The 17,908-nt window shown below is 63.0% G+C and carries 15 protein-coding genes; 9 read left to right on the top strand and 6 right to left on the bottom strand.

The annotated features are described in order from the left end of the window. The first annotated feature begins 32 nt into the window (after positions 1-32). The 5 genes from pstC to AC07OP_RS15770 all read left to right on the top strand — a co-directional run bounded on the left by pstC (position 33) and on the right by AC07OP_RS15770 (position 4,109). A complete protein-coding gene (pstC, locus tag AC07OP_RS15790; RefSeq protein WP_027603517.1) occupies positions 33-998 on the top strand; it encodes a phosphate ABC transporter permease subunit PstC in 966 nt (321 codons plus the stop codon). After that, the gene (pstA, locus tag AC07OP_RS15785) at positions 998-1,909 is read left to right on the top strand and encodes a phosphate ABC transporter permease PstA (protein WP_027603518.1); all 912 of its coding nucleotides are present in this window, start codon (positions 998-1,000) and stop codon (positions 1,907-1,909) included. The genes pstC and pstA overlap by 1 nt, the downstream gene beginning before the upstream one ends. A gap of 76 nt (positions 1,910-1,985) precedes the next feature. After that, positions 1,986-2,747: a phosphate ABC transporter ATP-binding protein PstB gene (gene pstB / locus AC07OP_RS15780; protein WP_010210300.1), complete on the top strand. Its 762-nt coding sequence runs from the start codon at positions 1,986-1,988 to the stop codon at positions 2,745-2,747. A gap of 55 nt (positions 2,748-2,802) precedes the next feature. Beyond that, entirely contained in the window at positions 2,803-3,501 is a 699-nt protein-coding gene (locus AC07OP_RS15775; protein WP_065939674.1) for a hypothetical protein, read from the top strand. Then, on the top strand, positions 3,501-4,109 hold the full coding sequence (locus AC07OP_RS15770; protein ID WP_495101941.1) for a hypothetical protein: 609 nt from the start codon (positions 3,501-3,503) through the stop codon (positions 4,107-4,109). The genes AC07OP_RS15775 and AC07OP_RS15770 overlap by 1 nt, the downstream gene beginning before the upstream one ends. A 73-nt stretch (positions 4,110-4,182) precedes the next feature. On the opposite strand, the gene AC07OP_RS15765 is transcribed toward AC07OP_RS15770, so the two are convergent. The 4 genes from AC07OP_RS15765 to AC07OP_RS15750 all read right to left on the bottom strand — a co-directional run bounded on the left by AC07OP_RS15765 (position 4,183) and on the right by AC07OP_RS15750 (position 8,808). Then, positions 4,183-4,434, bottom strand: a complete 252-nt coding sequence (locus tag AC07OP_RS15765; RefSeq protein WP_053139889.1) for a hypothetical protein — start codon at positions 4,432-4,434, stop codon at positions 4,183-4,185. Between the two features lie 327 nt (positions 4,435-4,761). Beyond that, a complete protein-coding gene (locus tag AC07OP_RS15760; RefSeq protein ID WP_495101942.1) occupies positions 4,762-6,102 on the bottom strand; it encodes a c-type cytochrome in 1,341 nt (446 codons plus the stop codon). Between the two features lie 16 nt (positions 6,103-6,118). Then, the gene (locus AC07OP_RS15755; protein ID WP_495101943.1) at positions 6,119-8,350 is read right to left on the bottom strand and encodes a xanthine dehydrogenase family protein molybdopterin-binding subunit; all 2,232 of its coding nucleotides are present in this window, start codon (positions 8,348-8,350) and stop codon (positions 6,119-6,121) included. Further along, complete coding sequence (locus AC07OP_RS15750) at positions 8,350-8,808, bottom strand: (2Fe-2S)-binding protein (RefSeq protein ID WP_495101944.1); 459 nt, start codon at positions 8,806-8,808, stop codon at positions 8,350-8,352. Before AC07OP_RS15750 ends, AC07OP_RS15755 begins: the two co-directional genes overlap by 1 nt. A gap of 411 nt (positions 8,809-9,219) precedes the next feature. Between AC07OP_RS15750 and AC07OP_RS15745 the strand changes: the two genes are divergently transcribed. After that, positions 9,220-11,127, top strand: coding sequence for a methyl-accepting chemotaxis protein (locus AC07OP_RS15745; protein ID WP_495101949.1), 1,908 nt, complete (start codon positions 9,220-9,222; stop codon positions 11,125-11,127). A 152-nt stretch (positions 11,128-11,279) separates the two neighbouring features. On the opposite strand, the gene AC07OP_RS15740 is transcribed toward AC07OP_RS15745, so the two are convergent. Beyond that, on the bottom strand, positions 11,280-12,182 hold the full coding sequence (locus AC07OP_RS15740; RefSeq protein WP_495101945.1) for a LysR family transcriptional regulator: 903 nt from the start codon (positions 12,180-12,182) through the stop codon (positions 11,280-11,282). 106 nt (positions 12,183-12,288) lie between these two features. Between AC07OP_RS15740 and AC07OP_RS15735 the strand changes: the two genes are divergently transcribed. Together AC07OP_RS15735 and AC07OP_RS15730 are read left to right on the top strand one after the other, a co-directional pair. Continuing rightward, entirely contained in the window at positions 12,289-13,653 is a 1,365-nt protein-coding gene (locus tag AC07OP_RS15735) for an MFS transporter (RefSeq protein WP_495101946.1), read from the top strand. Continuing rightward, positions 13,650-14,924 carry a glucarate dehydratase family protein gene (locus AC07OP_RS15730; RefSeq protein ID WP_115489155.1) on the top strand — a complete coding sequence of 425 codons (1,275 nt, stop codon included), beginning with the start codon at positions 13,650-13,652 and terminating at the stop codon, positions 14,922-14,924. The genes AC07OP_RS15735 and AC07OP_RS15730 overlap by 4 nt, the downstream gene beginning before the upstream one ends. 54 nt (positions 14,925-14,978) lie before the next feature. Here AC07OP_RS15730 and AC07OP_RS15725 read toward each other — a convergent pair whose 3' ends face one another. Continuing rightward, positions 14,979-16,661, bottom strand: a complete 1,683-nt coding sequence (locus AC07OP_RS15725) for an AMP-binding protein (protein WP_495101947.1) — start codon at positions 16,659-16,661, stop codon at positions 14,979-14,981. 264 nt (positions 16,662-16,925) lie between these two features. Here AC07OP_RS15725 and AC07OP_RS15720 point away from each other — a divergent pair, with 264 nt between their 5' ends. After that, complete coding sequence (locus AC07OP_RS15720) at positions 16,926-17,702, top strand: ABC transporter substrate-binding protein (protein ID WP_098479831.1); 777 nt, start codon at positions 16,926-16,928, stop codon at positions 17,700-17,702. The last annotated feature ends 206 nt before the right edge of the window (positions 17,703-17,908 follow it).

Here is a 17,908-nt window from a genome sequence, read left to right as displayed (position 1 = left end):
GGAGGGTTACCCCCCTGTTCCGGAATTAGCCAATGAACACACCGTTTGTCGTACCGGGTAACCCGGATTCTGCCTGCCAGCCACCTTCTGCGAAGGATTTCCTGGTTGATCGCACCTTCCGTGCGCTTGCACGAATAGGCGTGGTTCTGGTGCTGGCGTTGGTGTTTGCCCTGGTGTTCGAAGTCGGGCGCAAGGCCCTTCCAGGCATGGAAAAGCATGGGTTTGACGTGCTGCTGGGCAGCGTCTGGGATGTCAACCAAGGCAAGTACGGCATTCTGCCGGCCATCTGGGGCACGCTCTACAGTGCCTTTATCGCGTTGCTGATCGCAGGTGTTTTCGGCGTCAGCATGGCGATTTTCCTCACCCAGGATTTTTTGCCGGCGAAGCTGGCGGCGGTGTTTCGTACCATCGTCGAACTGCTCGCGGCCATCCCCAGCGTCGTTTACGGCCTCTGGGGCATTTACGTGGTCATCCCGGCGATCCGGCCGTTGACCGCATGGTTGAACACTGAACTTGGTTGGATCCCCTTTTTCGGCACGTCCCTGAGCGGGCCGGGGTTGCTCCCGGCGGCGCTGGTACTGGCCATCATGATTTTGCCGACCATCGCCGCCGTGTCGCAGGATGCGCTCACCGCCGTGCCGATGAAAACCAAGCAAGCCGCTTACGGCATGGGGACCACCCACTGGGAAGCGATTCTCAAGGTGATGGTGCCGTCCGCCGCCACCGGCATCTTCGGTTCCCTGGTCTTGGGCCTGGGCCGCGCACTCGGTGAAACCATGGCCCTGGCCATGCTGGTGGGCAACGCCAACAACATCTCGCTGTCGCTGTTCGCACCGGCCAACACCCTGGCGGCCTTGCTGGCGCTGAACTTCCCCGAAGCCGGGCCGAACGAGATCGAAGTATTGATGTACGCCGCACTGGTGCTGATGTTGATCACGCTGATCGTCAACATCTTCGGCTCCATGATCATGATGTACGCCCAACGGGGTAATAAGTGATGACTGACCTCACTGCTGCAACCGACCTGACGTCCCCCGCAGGCGCAATGCCCAGCCTCCAGCGCCGGTTCGAAGGCCGTGCCCTGCGCAGCCTGGTGTTGACCACCCTGGTCTGGGCGGGCGCGCTGCTGGCCAGCGTACCGCTGATTTCCGTGCTCTACATGCTCATCACCCGCGGCGGTGCGCGCCTGAGCCTTGAAGTGTTCACCGAGCTGCCACCCACCGGTTTCGAGACCGGCGGCGGTTTCGGCAACGCGATGGCCGGTACCTTCGTGATGGTCGGCATTGCCGCTGCCATCGCCGTGCCGGTCGGCATCATGGCGGCGATCTTCCTCGCCGAACTGGGCCCGGACAGCAAGCTGGCGAACGCCGCGCGTTTTGCCGCGAAGATGCTCACCGGCCTGCCGTCGATTCTGGCCGGTGTGTTTGCCTACGCCCTGGTGGTGATGACCACCGGCACCTACTCGGCCCCGGCCGGTGGCGTGGCACTGGCGGTGCTGATGCTGCCGATCGTGGTGCTGACGGCTGAAGAGTCGATGCGCATGGTGCCCAAGATCATGAAGGACGCCGCCTACGGCATGGGTTGTACCCGCTCCCAGGTGATCTGGAAAATCGTCCTGCCCACCGGCCTGCCGGCAATCCTCACCGGCGTGATGCTCGCCGTGGCCCGCGCCGCCGGCGAAACCGCGCCGCTGTTGTTTACCGCGCTGTTCAGCAACTACTGGATCTACCACGACGGCAGCCTGGCGGTGATGAACCCGACGGCCTCCCTGGCCGTGCTGATCTACAACTTCTCCGGCATGCCCTTCGACAACCAGCTTGAACTCGCATGGGCGGCGTCGCTGGTACTGGTAATGATCGTGCTGGTCGTGAATATCGTGAGCCGTATCTTCGGCAAGCCAAAGTATTGAAAACGGGAGCATCTGAATCTTGAACGTATCAACTGCGCAAATAGCCGCTCCGTTTGTCACCCAGGCGCCTGTGGTCATGGACTGCAAGCTGGACAAGATCTTCTACGGCAACTTCATGGCCGTGCGTGACAGCCATGTGCCGATCGAAAAGAACAAGATCACCGGCTTCATCGGCCCTTCCGGCTGCGGTAAAAGTACCGTGCTGCGTAGCCTCAACCGCATGAACGACCTGGTCAAGGGCTTCCGTTTCGAGGGCCACGTGCACTTCCTCGGCCAGGACGTCTACGGCAAGGGCGTGGACCCGGTGGTCGTGCGCCGCTACATCGGCATGGTGTTCCAGCAGCCGAACCCGTTCTCGATGAGCATCTTCGACAACGTCGCCTTCGGCCTGCGCCTGAACCGCTACAAGGGCGACCTGGGCGACCGCGTCAAGCACGCCCTGCAAGGCGCCGCGCTGTGGGATGAGGTCAAGGACAAGCTCAAGGTCAGCGGCCTGTCGCTGTCCGGTGGCCAGCAGCAACGCCTGTGCATCGCCCGCGCCATCGCCACCGAGCCGGAAGTGTTGTTGCTCGACGAGCCGTGCTCGGCGCTGGACCCGATCGCCACCCGTCGCGTCGAGGAATTGATGGTCGAGTTGAAGAAGGACTACACCATCGCCCTGGTGACCCACAACATGCAGCAGGCCATCCGCGTGGCCGACACCACGGCGTTTTTCTCGGTGGATATTTCCCAGGGCACGCGCACCGGCTACCTGGTGGAGATGGGCCCGACGGCGCAGATCTTCGAGAACCCGCGTGAACAAATGACCGGGGACTACATCAGCGGCAAGTTCAGCTGATGCCCCTGCGGGAGCTGGGATGCTCCCGTATTTTCCACTGCTTATGGGAATGCCGATGCCTGCAACACGACGCCTTGATTTGCCCGCGATTGAACGCGCACTGCGTGAGGTGCAACAGCGCTTTGCCGAGCTCAGCCGGGACTTTACCGAGCCGCGCGACCCGTTGACCGACGAAGTGCTGCACAACGTGCTTGAAGGCTACGCGCTGATTGACGACTATGTGGCGCGGGGCGTCGACCTGTTCGACCTGCAGCAGCTGGACCTGATGCTGGAGATCAACGCCACCGTGCTCTGTGGCAGCGACCCGGCACGGCGCCTGGAATACGCCCACCACCTGGCGGCGACCGAAGAACACTTCTTCAACAATGTCGAAGGTGGCATCAAGGACTTGTACAACTGGTACTGCGCGTACCGCAGTGAATCAGTCTGGAAGCGCGCCGCCGGGGTGTATGTACGCATCCTCAGCAAGCCGCAGCTGTTCATTGAAGGCAACAACCGCAGCGGTTCGCTGATCGTCAGCTACTTGCTGATGCGTGCAGGACTGCCGCCGTTCGTGCTGACGCTGGAGAACGCCGAGGGCTACTTCAACCCTTCGTCGGTGATCCGCAACTCAGCCAAACATGGAGTCAAGGCGTTGTACGAATTGCCCAAGATCAAGAAAAAATACGCCGCATTCCTGGAAGAACAGGCGCCGGATCCGCACAAGTTTTTTCTCAAGGACCCGCGGCAGCCCGTTTCTCAAGGGGGCCATTGATGAGCGGTTCTCCGGTATTCGCCAGGGCAGGGCGGGTCCTCCAGCGCCTCCTGCCGATGCAGCAGCGCCCGCGTATCCGTATTTCCTTCGATATCGACGACACCCTGGCCTGCCAGCTCCACCACTGCGACGTCGAGCCGAGCCGGCTGCCGGCCTGCGTGCACCGTTGGCTGGGTGAGCCCTTGCGTATCGGCACGCGCTCCCTGACCCGCGAGCTACGCCGCCAGGGCTGCAGCATCTGGGTCTACACCTCGTCCGGTCGCACGCCGTCGTATATCCGCCGCTGGCTGATGCTCTACGGTATCCGCATCGACGGCGTGGTCAATAGCGTGCTGCACAACCATGCCCTGACGGCACGCGGGCTGTCGAACGCACCCTCGAAATTCCCGCCGGCTTTCGACATCGACCTGCATGTGGATGACTCCGAAGGCGTGCGCAGTGAAGGCCATGACCACGGTTTTCGCGTGGTAGTGGTGGACCCTCAAGACGAAAACTGGGCGCAGCGGGTGTTGGATGCGGTCGCGCAGGTTCAGGCGCAGTTGGCCTGGCAGCAGCCGCTCCGGTACAAAAAGTCAACAAGGCAGCGCGCGGAGGTTTTTTCTTCCTGAGGCGCTGTAAAAATCCAGAAAAGCCACTCGAACGAGTGGTTTTTTTATCTTGCCGCAGCCGCCCCGAGCGACCTCAGTCGGAACGCGCAGCCTCCATGCCGCGCCGGATCCGCATCAGGTCCTGATACGCCTCGGTGCGCTTTGCATCGGCTATCTGTTTCGCTTCGGTAAAGCGCAGCCAGTCACCGGCGTCGGCCAGGCTGCTGCCTATGATGGCGTAGGCCTGTGTTTCCAGGCGGTCGGCCTCGTAGAACAGTTCGGTGTTCCTGGCCAGCTCTGCTTCCCAGCCGGTTTGTTTCGACGCTTCACGCCTATTCGCTGCCATGGCCTTCACCCCAAGGTCGTCATGTGCGAGCGAAGAGAGCAGGGGCCTGGTCGAGGCCGCCGGGTTCGTTGCTCGCGTAGGAGCGACACAAGCCGTTCTCGTGTCTGATAGGTCCTTCAATGTTGATGGATAAACGTGGGGGTTCGTTCAAATTAGTTCGGGGGGCACTGCCTCACTATTTCCGCGCCCCCGTAACAGTTGCCGAGCGCTGAGTCCGTTAGGGGTTGGCAACGGAAAATGCATCTTCAACCACTCTTGCCCGAAGGGATAGGGCACTGGACCTTGAACAACTCAAGCGGGAGTGGGGGTAGGCCTCAGTGCACCTGTTCAACGCATATGCAAAATAATCGGACTGCTGCTGGCCGGGTCGGTATGCCCGCGCAGCTTGCCGACTGCCGTGGCGTCGACCGCCTCCCCGTGGTTGCCCCAGGTGCTGCGCACGTAGGTCAGCACCTGGGCGATTTCCTCATCGGACAGTTGCTCACGAAACGCCGGCATGCGGTAGGCGTCCGGTACGCCGGCGGCGACTACCCGCTGTGAGCCGTTGAGGGTGATGTTGATCGCCGAGGCGCTTTCCTTGGCCAATGCCGAGGTGGCGCCGGCCAGGGGTGGCATCCATTCGGGCTGGCCCTTGCCGTCCGGGCCATGGCAGGAGGCACAGCGGGTCGCGTAGGTGTGGGCGCCGGGGACGTCCTGGGGTGTATCGGCGGCTACGTACTGCCAGGGCGTGCCGTCACGCTGTGGGTCGCCGGGCAGTGACTTGAGGTAACGGGCGATGGCGGCCAGGTCGTCGTCGTCCATGAACTGCGTGGAGTTGTTGAAGGCTTCGGTCATCGAACCGTAGACCACCGCATGGGCGTTGCGCCCGGTCTTGAGGAATTGCACGATCTGCGGCTCGCTCCAGCGCCCCAGGCCGGTGTTGGGGTCCTGGCGCAGGCTCGGTGCGTACCAGCCGTCGAGCAGGGCGCCGGCGAGGAACGGCTTGCCGGATTCGTCCAGGGCTTTTTCGTTGAAGGCCAGGCCGCGCGGCGTGTGGCAGCTGCCGCAGTGGCCAGGGCCTTGGACGATGTAGGCGCCACGGTTCCATAGCGCGTCCTGATTGGGTTTGGCCGCGTAAGTGGCGGTCGGCGCGAAGAGGCCGTTCCACAAGGCGATGGGCCAGCGCAGATTGAGCGGCCAGGGAATATCGCTGGGGATGTTGGGCTCGTTGGCCGGTTGTACGCTTTGCATGAAGAACGCATACATCGCGCGGATATCGTCGTCGCTGAGCTTGGCGTAAGACGGGTAGGGCATCGCCGGGTAGAGCCGGCGGCCGCCCGGTGCCACGCCGTGGCGCACTGCACGGTCGAAGTCGGCGAGGCTGTAGGTGCCGATGCCGTGGGTGCGGTCCGGGGTGATGTTGGTGGCGTGAATGGCGCCCAGCGGCGTGGCCATTTCCAGGCCCCCGGCGAAGGGCGCCTTGCCCGGCAGGCTGTGGCAGGCGACGCAGTCACTGAGGCGGGCGACATACTCGCCGCGACTGACCTGTGCCGGGTCGACGCTGGCGGCCTGTTCCTGCTCAAACGGTGTGGCGGGCTGGCGGGTGACATACCAGGCCAGCAGGCCGGCGGCGACCAGGCAGGGCAGCACCAGCCAGCCTGCGGTTCTTGCGAATCGACGGTTGTTCATGGGCGGTCTCGCTCGGTTAGCTGAAGGTGTGTCGGCTTAATGGCAGGCTGCGAACACGCTGGCCGGTCAACTGCGCTACCGCATTGACCACGGCTGGCGCCACAGCGGGGAGCGGAGGCTCACCGATGCCGCCCATCTTCTCGCCACTCTCGACGATCTTTACGTGCACCTGCGCCATCCGTGAGGGCGGCAGGATCGGGTAAAGGTCGTAGTTGCGTGCCCGTGGCTTACCGTCCACGTACACCGCTTCCTCCAGCAATGTCTGCGATAAGCCCAAGGCCACCGCGCCATTGACCTGGGCTTGCACAATCGCCGGGTTGACGATGCTGCCGGGGTCGATGGCTTCCCAGATGTGGTGCACCTTGACCTGGCCGTTTTCAAGCGACACTTCGGCGATCACCGCCGCGTGGGAGCCGAACGGCGAGGCCATGGCCACGCCGCGTGCGCGCCGGGTGCCGTCTTCGGCAGTGTAGGGGCCCCGTTTCCAGCCACCGGACAACTCGCCCACGGCCTTGAGCAGGGTGGTCAGCCGTGGGTTGTCGCGCAGCAGGTGCAGGCGCAGCTCATAGGGATCGCGGCCGCCTTTGTCCGCCAGCTCATCGAGGAAGGCTTCGTAGAAAAAGTCATTCAACGAATTGCCCACCGAACGCCAGTAGCCGAGCATGGCCGGGCCCTTGACGTAGATCTGCGCGATGCGTTTGTTGGGGATGGCGTAGCTCTTGCCCGACAGGCCTTCAAGGGCGGTGGGGTCGAGTTTTTCGCCCTGCTTGCCGGCGATGGCCTCGGTAGGGCCTTCGGTGGCGCTCACCGCTTCGATCGCCACCGGCAGGCCGTCAGCGTCCAGCGCGGCGCGGAACTTGACCACCGCCACCGGGCGCAGCACGTCGCGCAGGAACTCTTCCTCACGGCTCCAGATCAGCTTGACCGGACGGCCCACCGCCTTGGCCAATGCAATCGCCTGGGGGTAGGGGCTGGCCGAGTCATACAGGAAGTGCCGGCCGAAAAAACCGCCCAGCAGCGGCGAGTGCAGGGTCACCTGCGCGGGGTCGAGCCCGGCGCGCTTGGCGATGTCGGCGCGGAACAGATCGGGTGCCTGGTTGGGCAGCCAGATCTCCAACGAACCGTCGGGGTTGAAGCGCGCCAGGGCTGACGGTGGCTCCAGTTGCCCATGGTTGAGGTACTGGTTGTGGTAGGTGGCTTCGACCTGGGTCTTGGCGTTTTTCAACGCGCCGGCCACATCGCCTTCGTTCTCGTCGTCACGGGCCGGGCCTTGCTGGGCCGCGAGGAAATCGCGAAAGCCGTCGCTGGAAAAATCAGCGGGCATGCCGCGCACCTTTGAGTCGGCCGCCGGTTCCTGCCAGTCGACCTGAATCGCCTCCACCGCACGCTTGGCGTGCCACCAGCGTTCGGCCACCACGGCTACCGCACCGGGCAGCACATGCACTGAGTGCACGCCTTTCATGGTTTCGACCTGGGATTGGTTACGAAGGCTGCCCACGGTCATGCCCAGGCGCGGCGCATGTTGTACGGCGGCGTGGAGCATGCCGTCGACCTTGATGTCGATGCTGTACTGCGCCTTGCCGGTGGATTTGTCGTAGGCATCCAGGCGTTTGACCGGTTTGCCGATCCAGCGGAACTGGCTCGGGTCGCGCAGGGTGATGCTGGCCGGGTCGGGCACCGGCATGTCCAGGGCGCGGCCGGCCAACTCGCCGTAGCCCAGGGAACGGCCGGAGGCGGTGTGCACCACGCGGCCGGGTTGGGTGGTCAGTTGGGCCACCGGCACACCGAGCTGCTCGGCGCCGGCCTGCAACAGCATGGCGCGGGCGAGGGCGCCCAGGCGGCGCATGACCGGGTAACTCATGCGTACCGACATGCTGCCGCCGGTGATGCGCATGCCGTTCTCCATCACCACGTAGGCCTCACCGGGTGGTGCGGCTTCGACGATAAAGGTGGCGGGGTCGGCATCCAGCTCTTCGCCGACGATCTGCGCCATGGCGGTGTGGGTGCCTTGGCCGCCTTCCATAAAGGGGCTGAGCAGGCGCACCGTACCGTCCGGGCGAATCTCCAGGAATGCCGGTACCTGGGTGCCGCGTTCTGTGGTGCTGGCGGCCTGCACTCGGGCCGAGCCCAGCGGCAGGCCGAAACCGATAACCAGCGCCCCTACGGCCGTGCTGGCGAGGAAGCGTCGACGCGACAGGTTGATCGGCTCGCCCAGGGTGAGGCCGGGGATGACGTCAGGCGTGTTCATCAGGCGTTCTCCTTCCCGGCGGCCAGGTCATGCATGGCGGCATGGATGGCGTTGTAGGTACCGCAGCGGCACAGGTTGACCATGGCCGCGTCGATTTGCGCAGTGGTCGGCGCGGGGGTGTGCTTGAGCAGCGCGGTGGCCGCCACCACCTGCCCGGACTGGCAGTAACCGCATTGCGCCACCTGATGCTCGACCCAGGCACTGACCACCCGCTTGCCGACTGCATCGGCTTCGATGGCCTCGATGGTGGTGATCTCACGCCCGACCACCCCGGCCACCGGCGTGACGCACGAACGCACGACATTGCCGTCCACCAGCACCGAGCAGGCGCCGCATTGGGCCAGGCCGCAGCCGTACTTGGTGCCGGTCAGCCCGAGGTCATCGCGGATCACCCACAGCAGCGGCGTGTCGGCGTCGGCGTCGACCTGATAGGTCTTTTGGTTGATGCGTAATTCCATGGCTGGCTCACCTGCTGATCATCGGTCGGGATGGCGTGTTTCTTATAAGAAAGGCGACGGGCGCCCATTGTCGAACTCTAGATCAGGGCACAAGGGCCATCTACGAAAAAACCGAACATTCGGAGGATCAGGCAAGTATTCGAGAGGATTGAGTCAGTCAATCAAGGTGGTTGATCAACACAGGGGCCGGCAGCCGATTGGTTTGTGAGGGTTTATTGATCTGGGTCAGTACAATCCCCTATTGGCTCCAGATGACCGTCCGAGAGCGGTAGCGCCGTTTTTATGGGTGATATTATGGCGCCACTATCTTGGCGTGACAGGCGCCAGTCTGATCCATGGACATGAGGCTTTAGGGAAATGCTTAAGAACGCTCCGCTGCGTCTGAAACTGTTGTTGATTCTGCTGCTGCCCATGCTCGGGTTCCTGACCCTGGCCGGCGTGTTTGTGGTGGACAATTACAAAACGCTGCGTGACATGAACACCACGGTGATGGCCAGCGCCACCGCCCAGAAGTTGAGCCAATTGATTACCACGCTGCAGCGCGAGCGCGGTGCCAGTGGCGTGTTCCTCGGCAGTGGCGGCAAGTCCATGGGCGAGCGGATGGTGCAGATGCGCAGGGACTCCAGCGCGGCGGTCGAGGTGGTGCGCGGTTTGTCCACTTCCGGCGGTGCGAACCTGGACAACGTCCTGCGGGCCCTGGACCAGTTGCCGGCGATGCGTGGGCAGGTCGATAAACTGAGTATCGACAGCACCGAATCCGGCGCGCGGTATACCGAGATCATTCAAGTGCTGACCGGTTACACCCATTCCCTGGAAGCGAGCGTCAACAACGCGACCATCGTTTACGCACTCGGCGCACTGAATCAATTTATCGAAATGAAAGAGCGGGCCGGGCGTGAGCGCGTGGTGCTGGGCCTGGTCTTCGCCCAGGAGCATTTCGATGAAGCGCTGTTGTCGCGCTTCAGCCGCAACCTGGGCGAGTTCGGCGCCTACTACGATGCGTTCCGACGCAAAGCACCCGCGGCCTCGCTGGCGCAGTTCGATACGCAAATGCAGCAACCTGCCGCTGTCGAAGTCGCCAAGTTGCAGCGCCTGGCGTTTGAGGTGCCGATGGGGCAGGCGCTGGGGATCAAACCCGAAGCCTGGTTTGAAACCTCTACCCAACGCATTGACCTGATGAGCCAAGTGGAGGAAGCCCTGGGCCAAAGTGTCAGCAGCCTGGCGATGCACGAGCGGGATGACGCCCGCCGCGCCCTGTGGCTGACCGTTGGCGCAGTGATCGTGTCCCTGCTGGCGGTGGCGGTGTTGTCCTGGCTGATCATCCGCATGATCGATTCGGCGGTGCGCGACCTCAACCGTGTGCTCAATGACCTGGCGCAGCGCGATCTCAGTGCGCGGGCGACTTATGACAGCAAGGATGAATTCGGTCAGATCTCGCGCAACCTTAACCGCATGGCGCAAGAGATCAGTGGCGTGGTGCAGGAAATCGGCAACGCCACCGCACAGGTTGCAACGGCGGCGGAGGAGTCTTCCACGGTGACGATGCAGACCAGCCAGAGCGTCGAGCAACAGCGTCAAAGCACCGAGCTGGTGGCCACGGCGATCAACCAGATGAGCGCCACCGTGCGCGAGGTGGCGCACAGCACCAACGATGCGGCGCAACTGTCGCAGCGGGTCAATACCAGCACCACCCAAGGGCGCACCGAGATAGAAGGCACCATCACCCTGATCCGCCAGCTCTCGGGGCAGGCCGAGGACACCGCGCTGATCATTGGCGAACTCAAGCAGGAAAGCGATGGGATTTCCTCCGTGCTCGACGTCATTCGCGGCATTGCCGAGCAAACCAACCTGCTGGCCTTGAACGCGGCCATCGAAGCGGCGCGGGCGGGGGATCATGGGCGCGGATTTGCCGTGGTGGCGTCCGAGGTGCGGGTACTTGCGCAGAAGACCCAGGAGTCCACCGGGAACATTCAGCAGATGATCAGCAACCTGCAAAGTGGTTCGGATCGGGCGAGCTCGTCCATGCAGGAGACTCTGGGCAAGGCCCAGGACGGCGCGCGCAAGGTCGAACGTGCAGGTGAATTGTTGTTGGAGATCGCCGAAGGCGTGGCCAGTATCAGTGATCGCAACCTGCAGATTGCTTCGGCGGCCGAAGAGCAGAGTGCGGTTTCAGAAGACATCAACCGTAACGTCAACGAGATCAACGACCTGGTCATCCAGGTCAGTGCCGGCGCCGAGCAAACCGCAATCACCAGCCAGGAACTGGCGCGCCTGGCCGAGCACCAGCAGCGGCTGGTCAATCGGTTCAAGGTGGCGTGAGGCGAGGGCGGCCTGCTCCGATGGCGGTGGGTCAGTCGACCTCTACAGTGACTGACACTCCGCTATCGGGAGCAAGCCCCCTGCCACAGTTGTTTGGTGGCGATGGGTGGATGGCAGCAAGGCCTTGATGTCGTCCAAGCCTGCTCCTGCAGTCAGTCCGCCCACCCGTCACGCACCGCACTACGAATCCCCTCCAGCAACATCGCAAATGCCGGGTTGTCATTGTTCTCGCGCCAGATCAGGTGCAGTTCACTCTGGGCGCCTTCGCCCAGGTCGATATCGCGAAACACCACGTTCTTGAACACCACGCTGCTGGCGCAACGCGGTACCAACGCCAAGCCCATGCCGGCGTTGACCAGGGCCAGGATGGTCAGGGACGAGCCCAGCCACTGCACATATTCGGGGGCGACACGGGCCGAGCGCAGCAGGCCGGTGAGCAGTTCGTTGAACGGCGGGTAGGCCGCATGGGCATACATCAGGAAGGGCTGGGCGTCGAGGTCGTGGACGCTGACGCTTTCTGCGCTGGCCAGTCGATGGCTGCTCGGCACCGCCAGCACGAAGGGCTCGCGCACCAGGCATTCGGTGGCATAACCGGGTTCCAGCAGGGGCGCGCGGACGATGCCCAGGTCGATGCGGCGCGCACGCAGGGCTTCGTATTGCTGGTAGGTGTTCATCTCCGAGAGGTCGATCTTGACCTGGGGCTGCTTGAGCCGTGCCTCGGCGATGACCCTGGGCAAAAACTCATACACCGCGCTGCCGACGAAGCTGATATTCACCGTGCCGATATCGCCCTCGGCAAAGCGCCGTGCGGTCACGGCTGCCTGCTGGGCGCGCTCCAGCAGGTTCTGCGCCTCGATGAAAAACGCGCGCCCGGCGGCGGTGAGGGCCACGCTGCGGGTGGTGCGGGCAAACAGCTCCACGCCCAGATGATGTTCGAGTAATTGGATCTGCCGGCTGAGGGGCGGCTGGGTCATGTTCAGGCGTTCAGCGGCGCGGCGAAAATTCAGCTCGGTGGCCACGGTGGTGAAGCAGCGCAGTTGCGTCAGTTCGAACATTGATCTAATCCAGGTATCAATCGAATGCCAAGTTAGATTAGACGGGAACAATCCTCGGCGTCCATCATCGGTGCGTCCCTAAAAAAACAATGAGTGGGAGTTGCCCTTGGATACCGTCCAGAATCCGCCCGACCCGAGCGTGCTCGCCCGCGCAGCCGCCAAGGTCAAGCGCCATGTACTGCCGTTGTTCGTGGTGATGTTCATCGTCAATTACATCGACCGGGTCAATATCGGCTTCGTGCGCAGTCATATGGAGACCGACCTGGGCATTGGCGCCGCCGCCTATGGCCTGGGTGCCGGGTTGTTTTTCATCGGTTACGCGATCTTCGAAGTGCCGTCCAACCTGCTGCTGCAGCGCTACGGCGCACGGGCCTGGTTGACGCGCATCATGTTCACCTGGGGCGCGGCTGCGATGGCCATGGCCTTTGTCCAAGGCGAAACCAGCTTTTATATCCTGCGCTTCGTGCTCGGCGCTGCCGAAGCCGGTTTTTTCCCCGGCATCATCTACTACTTCACCCAATGGTTGCCGGCCGCCGAGCGCGGCAAGGCGATGGCGATTTTCCTCAGCGGTTCGGCCGTCGCCTCGGTGATTTCCGGGCCGGTGTCGGGGGCGTTGCTCAACGTCAGCGGCTTGAGCCTGCATGGCTGGCAGTGGATGTTCCTGATCGAGGGCTTTGCTTCCATCGTGTTGTGCGGGTTTGTGTGGTTCTGGTTGCAGTCTCACCCCCATCAGGCCAGGTGGCTCAGCGACGAAGAAAAACACGCGTTGGTGACGGCCATCGCGCTTGAGCAAACGGCCCGCGAAGCCACCCAAAGCGTGCGGCCGTCGGTGTTCAAGCTGCTGGCCGACAAACAGATCGCGCTGTTCTGCTTTATCTACTTTTCCATCGCCCTGACCATCTACGGCGCCACGTTCTGGCTGCCGAGCATGATCAAGAAAATGGGCAACCTGGGCGACTTCCAGGTGGGGTTGTTCAACTCGATCCCGTGGTTGATTTCCATCGTCGCCATGTATGGGTTCGCTGCCCTGGCGAGCAAGTGGAAACACCAGCAGGCGTGGGTGGCGCTGATGCTGGTGATCGCCGCCGTCGGCATGTTCATGTCCACCACCGGCGGGCCGGTGTTTGCGTTTGTCGCCATCTGTTTTGCCGCGATTGGCTTCAAGGCCGCCTCGGCGCTGTTCTGGCCGATTCCCCAGGGTTACCTGGATGCGCGCATCGCCGCAGCGGTGATTGCCTTGATCAATTCGGTCGGCAACCTCGGCGGTTTTGTTGCCCCCACCACCTTCGGCCTGCTGGAGCAGACCACCGGTTCGATTGAAGGCGGGCTGTACGGCCTGGCCGCGACTTCGCTGGTGGCCGCGGTGGTGGTGTTCTTTGCGCGTACCGCACCACGGCCCGGTGTGCCGCCCACCTCCAAACCGACTCATCATCACGCCTTGCGTCCAGGCCCACAGGGAGCCGCCTCTTGAAAATCGTCCGCGTCACCGTCACCCCCATCGCGTTTCGCGACCCGCCGCTGCTCAACGCCAGCGGTATCCACGAAGCCTTCGCGCTGCGCTCGATCATCGAAATCGAGAGCGACACCGGCTACATCGGCCTTGGCGAGAGCTACGGCGATGCCCCGGCGCTGGCGATCCAGCAACAGGTCAAGGACCAACTGATCGGCCTCGACCCGTTCAACCTCAACCACCTGCGCGCCATCGTGCAGGCCACCGTGGCGGCGCACAAACCCGCAAGCATTGCCGGCGCCGAACTGGCCCCCGGTTCCCATGCGAGCAAGGCAGTGAGCAATGCCTATTCGGCGTTTGAGGTGGCGTTTCTCGACCTGCAGGCGCACTCATTGAATGTGCCGCTGGTGGACCTGCTGGGCGGCGCGATCCGCGACCGGATCCCGTTCAGCGCCTACCTGTTCTTCAAGTACGCCGAGCACATCGATTCGCCCTATAAACCCGACAGCTGGGGCGAAGCCCTCAACGAAGTACAGATCGTCGCCCAGGCGCGGCGGATGATCGACACCTATGGCTTCAAAAGCATCAAGCTCAAGGCCGGTGCGCTGGACCCTGAGCATGAAGTGGCGTGCATCAAGGCCTTGAAAAAGGCCTTTCCCGGCGTGCCGCTGCGCATCGATCCGAATGGCAATTGGTCCCTGGAAACCTCGATCCGCATGGCCGAACTGCTCGGCGATGACCTGCAGTATTACGAAGACCCGACCCCCGGCCTGGAAGGCATGGCCGAGTTGCACACACGCACCGGCTTGCCCCTGGCGACCAACATGGTGGTCACCGATTTCGACGAGTTCCGCCGCAGCGTGGCCCTGGACAGCGTGCAGATCGTGCTCGCCGACCATCATTACTGGGGCGGCCTGCGCGACACCCAGGTATTGGCGAAGATGTGCCAGACCTTTGGCCTGGGCGTGTCGATGCACTCCAACTCACACCTGGGCATCAGCCTGATGGCCATGGCCCACGTGGCCGCGTCGGTGCCCAACCTCGACTACGCCTGTGACACCCACTACCCCTGGCAAGAACCGGACGAAGAAGTGATCAAGGGCGGCAAACTGCCGATTGTCGACGGCTGCGTGAAGATCACCCGCGCACCGGGGCTGGGCCTGGAACTGGACCCTGATCAACTGGGCAAGCTGCATGACCAATACCTCAGCTGCGGCATTCGCCAGCGCGACGACGTGAAGCAGATGCAGCGCTATCAACCGGATTGGAAGACCGTCAAACCGCGTTTCTGAAGCTGGTCGCTTCGTTTTGCCCGGTGGAACCTTTAGCGGCCGCCGGGCTTTTTTTCAGCTGAAATCTTCTTCGAAGTGTTCCTGTTCACCCCGCGTATCGCCCTGGCGTCGCACCACCTCCATCTGCCGCAACTCCACCCGGCGAATCTTGCCGGAAATGGTTTTGGGCAATTCGCTGACAAACTCGATCCGCCGCACCCGCTTGTAGGGCGCCAGGTGCTCGCGGGCGAACTCAAGGATGTGGCGTGCCAGCTCGGCACTGCCAGGGGCGTCGTGGGCCAGGATCAGGAACGCCTTGGGCACCGCCAGGCGCAACGGATCGGGGCTGGGTACCACGGCCACTTCCATCACCGCCGGGTGTTCGATCAGTGCGCTTTCCAGCTCGAAGGGGCTGATGCGGTAGTCGGAGGCCTTGAACACGTCGTCGGCGCGCCCGACAAAGGTGATGTAGCCGTCGGCGTCGATCTGCGCGGTGTCGCCGGTGCGGTAGTAACCGTCGCGCATCACCTCGGCGGTTTTCTCCGGGCTGTCTTCGTAGCCGAGCATCAGGCCCAGTGGGCGTATATCCAGGGGCAGGGCGACTTCACCCTCGGTGCCCGGCACGCCGTCGGCGTCCAGCAGAGCCACCTGGTAGCCCGGCAATGGGCGGCCCATGGAGCCTGGCTTGAGCAACTGGCCCGGCGTGTTGCCGACCAGGGCGGTGGTTTCCGACTGGCCGAAGCCGTCGCGCAGCGGCAGGCCCCAGGCCTGTTGGATCTGCTCGATGATCTCCGGGTTCAGCGGTTCACCGGCACCCACCAGTTCGCGCAGGTTCAGGCGCGATTTGTAGCTGGCCAGGTCTTCCTGGATCAGCATGCGCCACACCGTGGGCGGGGCGCACAGGCTGGTCACCCGGTACTGCTCCAGCGCGCCGAGCAATGCATGGGCACTGAACCGCGCGACGTTATGGATAAAGATGCAGGCGCCGGCATTCCACGGTGCGAACAGGCAGCTCCAGGCATGCTTGGCCCAGCCTGGCGAGGAGATGTTCAGGTGCAGGTCGCCGGGTTGCAGGCCGATCCAGTACATGGTCGACAGATGGCCGACCGGGTAGCTCTGGTGGCTGTGCAGCACCATCTTCGGCTTTGAAGTGGTACCGGAGGTGAAATACAGCAGCATCGGATCGGTGGCCAAGGTACGGCCCTCGACCTCGAACCGCTCGGGGTATTCGAAGGCGGCGCTGTGCGCGACCCAGCCAGTCGGCGCCGTCCCCACGCAGACGCGGCTGCAACCTTCGCCCAGGCCCTCGAACTTGCCGACATGCGCCGCGCCGACCACCAGGTGGCGGACCTGGCCTCGCTCGATGCGGTCGTGCAGGTCGACGGGGTTGAGCAGGGCGGTGGCGGGTATCACCACCGCGCCGAGCTTGAAGGCCGCCAGCATGGTTTCCCACAGCGCCACATCGTTGCCGAGCATCAGCAGCACGCGCTCGCCACGCTTCACGCCGAGGGCGCGCAGGTGGTTGGCCACCTGGTTGGAACGCGCGGCCAGTTGCTGGAAGCTGTAGCGCTGCTCGCTGCCGTCCTCTTCGACGATCCACAGCGCGTCGGCGGCATTGCCCTCGGCCATGGCATCGAAGTAATCCATGGCCCAGTTGAAGGCGTCCAGTTGCGGCCAGCGGAAGTCGCGGGCGGCGGTGGCGTAGTCGGTGCGGTGCGCGAGCAGGAAATCCCGGGCAGCCAGGAAGGACTGGGTCATGGTCGGTGTCCTTAATTATTGTTGTGGGACTGACCCCCTCGGGTGCACCGAGAGGCTGGACCGAGTATAGGCACGCATAAATAAGAGCAAAACGCTCAAAAACACCGGAGCGTTGTGCAAAAAAGTCATGGGCGATAAGGGCTGGCGAGGGGTGATTGACGGGTGATACGTAAAAGTCCAGTATGGAATTATAAGTACAAAAAATCCCGCTCCAGCTTTTTCTTCACGCTTGCCAAAACCAATAACAACTCGCGAGACACGACCATGAAGAAACTCCCCCTCATCACCGCCCTGGCCTTGGGCCTGATCGCCTCCAGCCAGCTGCTGGCCGCCGAGAAAACCCTGCGTATCGGCATCGAAGCGGCTTACCCACCGTTTGCGTCCAAGACCGAAGAGGGCAAGATCGTCGGCTTCGACTACGACATCGGCAATGCGCTGTGTGCGCAGATGAAGGTCAAGTGTGTGTGGGTCGAAGGTGAATTCGACGGCCTGATTCCTTCCCTCAAGGTGAAGAAAATCGACATGGCGTTGTCGTCCATGACCATCAATGACGATCGCAAGAAGTCGGTGGATTTCTCCCACAAGTACTACTTCACCTCGTCGCGCCTGGTGATGAAGGACGGTGCCGTGGTGGACGACCAGTACGCCAGCCTCAAGGGCAAGACCGTGGGTGTGCAGCGCGCCACCACCACCGACCGTTACGCCACCGAGGTGTTCGAACCCAAGGGCATCAACGTCAAGCGCTACAGCAATAACGAAGAGATCTACATGGACCTGGCGGCAGGCCGGCTGGATGCAATCTTTGCCGACACCATTCCCTTGAATGACTTTTTGCAGATGCCTCGGGGCAAGGGCTATGGGTTTGTCGGCCCGGAACTCAAGGACCCGAAATACGTGGGCGAGGGCGCCGGGATCGCGGTGCGCAAGGGCAATACCGCACTGGTCAGCGAACTGAACAGCGCCATCGACGGCATTCGCGCCAGTGGGGAATACCAGAAGATTTCACAGCAGTACTTCAAGGCCGACATCTACGGCGATTGAGCATCCTGCGCGGGCACAATATGGGAGGGGGCACCCCGATGGCGGTGGGTCAGTTACACCTGCCGACGTTGCCTGCACGCGCACAAGCGTGCAGGCTCCTGCAGGTCAACGCCGGCAACCACTCATCGCCACTGTCAATTCTGACAGCTAGACGCCCCTCCCCACCGGGTGTCTGATTTTCCTTGCCTGAACGCGCCTTTTTATTC

The organism is Pseudomonas sp. GW821-FHT09D08, assembly GCF_059416305.1.
Note: the sequence above shows the minus strand (reverse complement) of the source record. Positions and strands in the feature narration are given on the sequence as shown.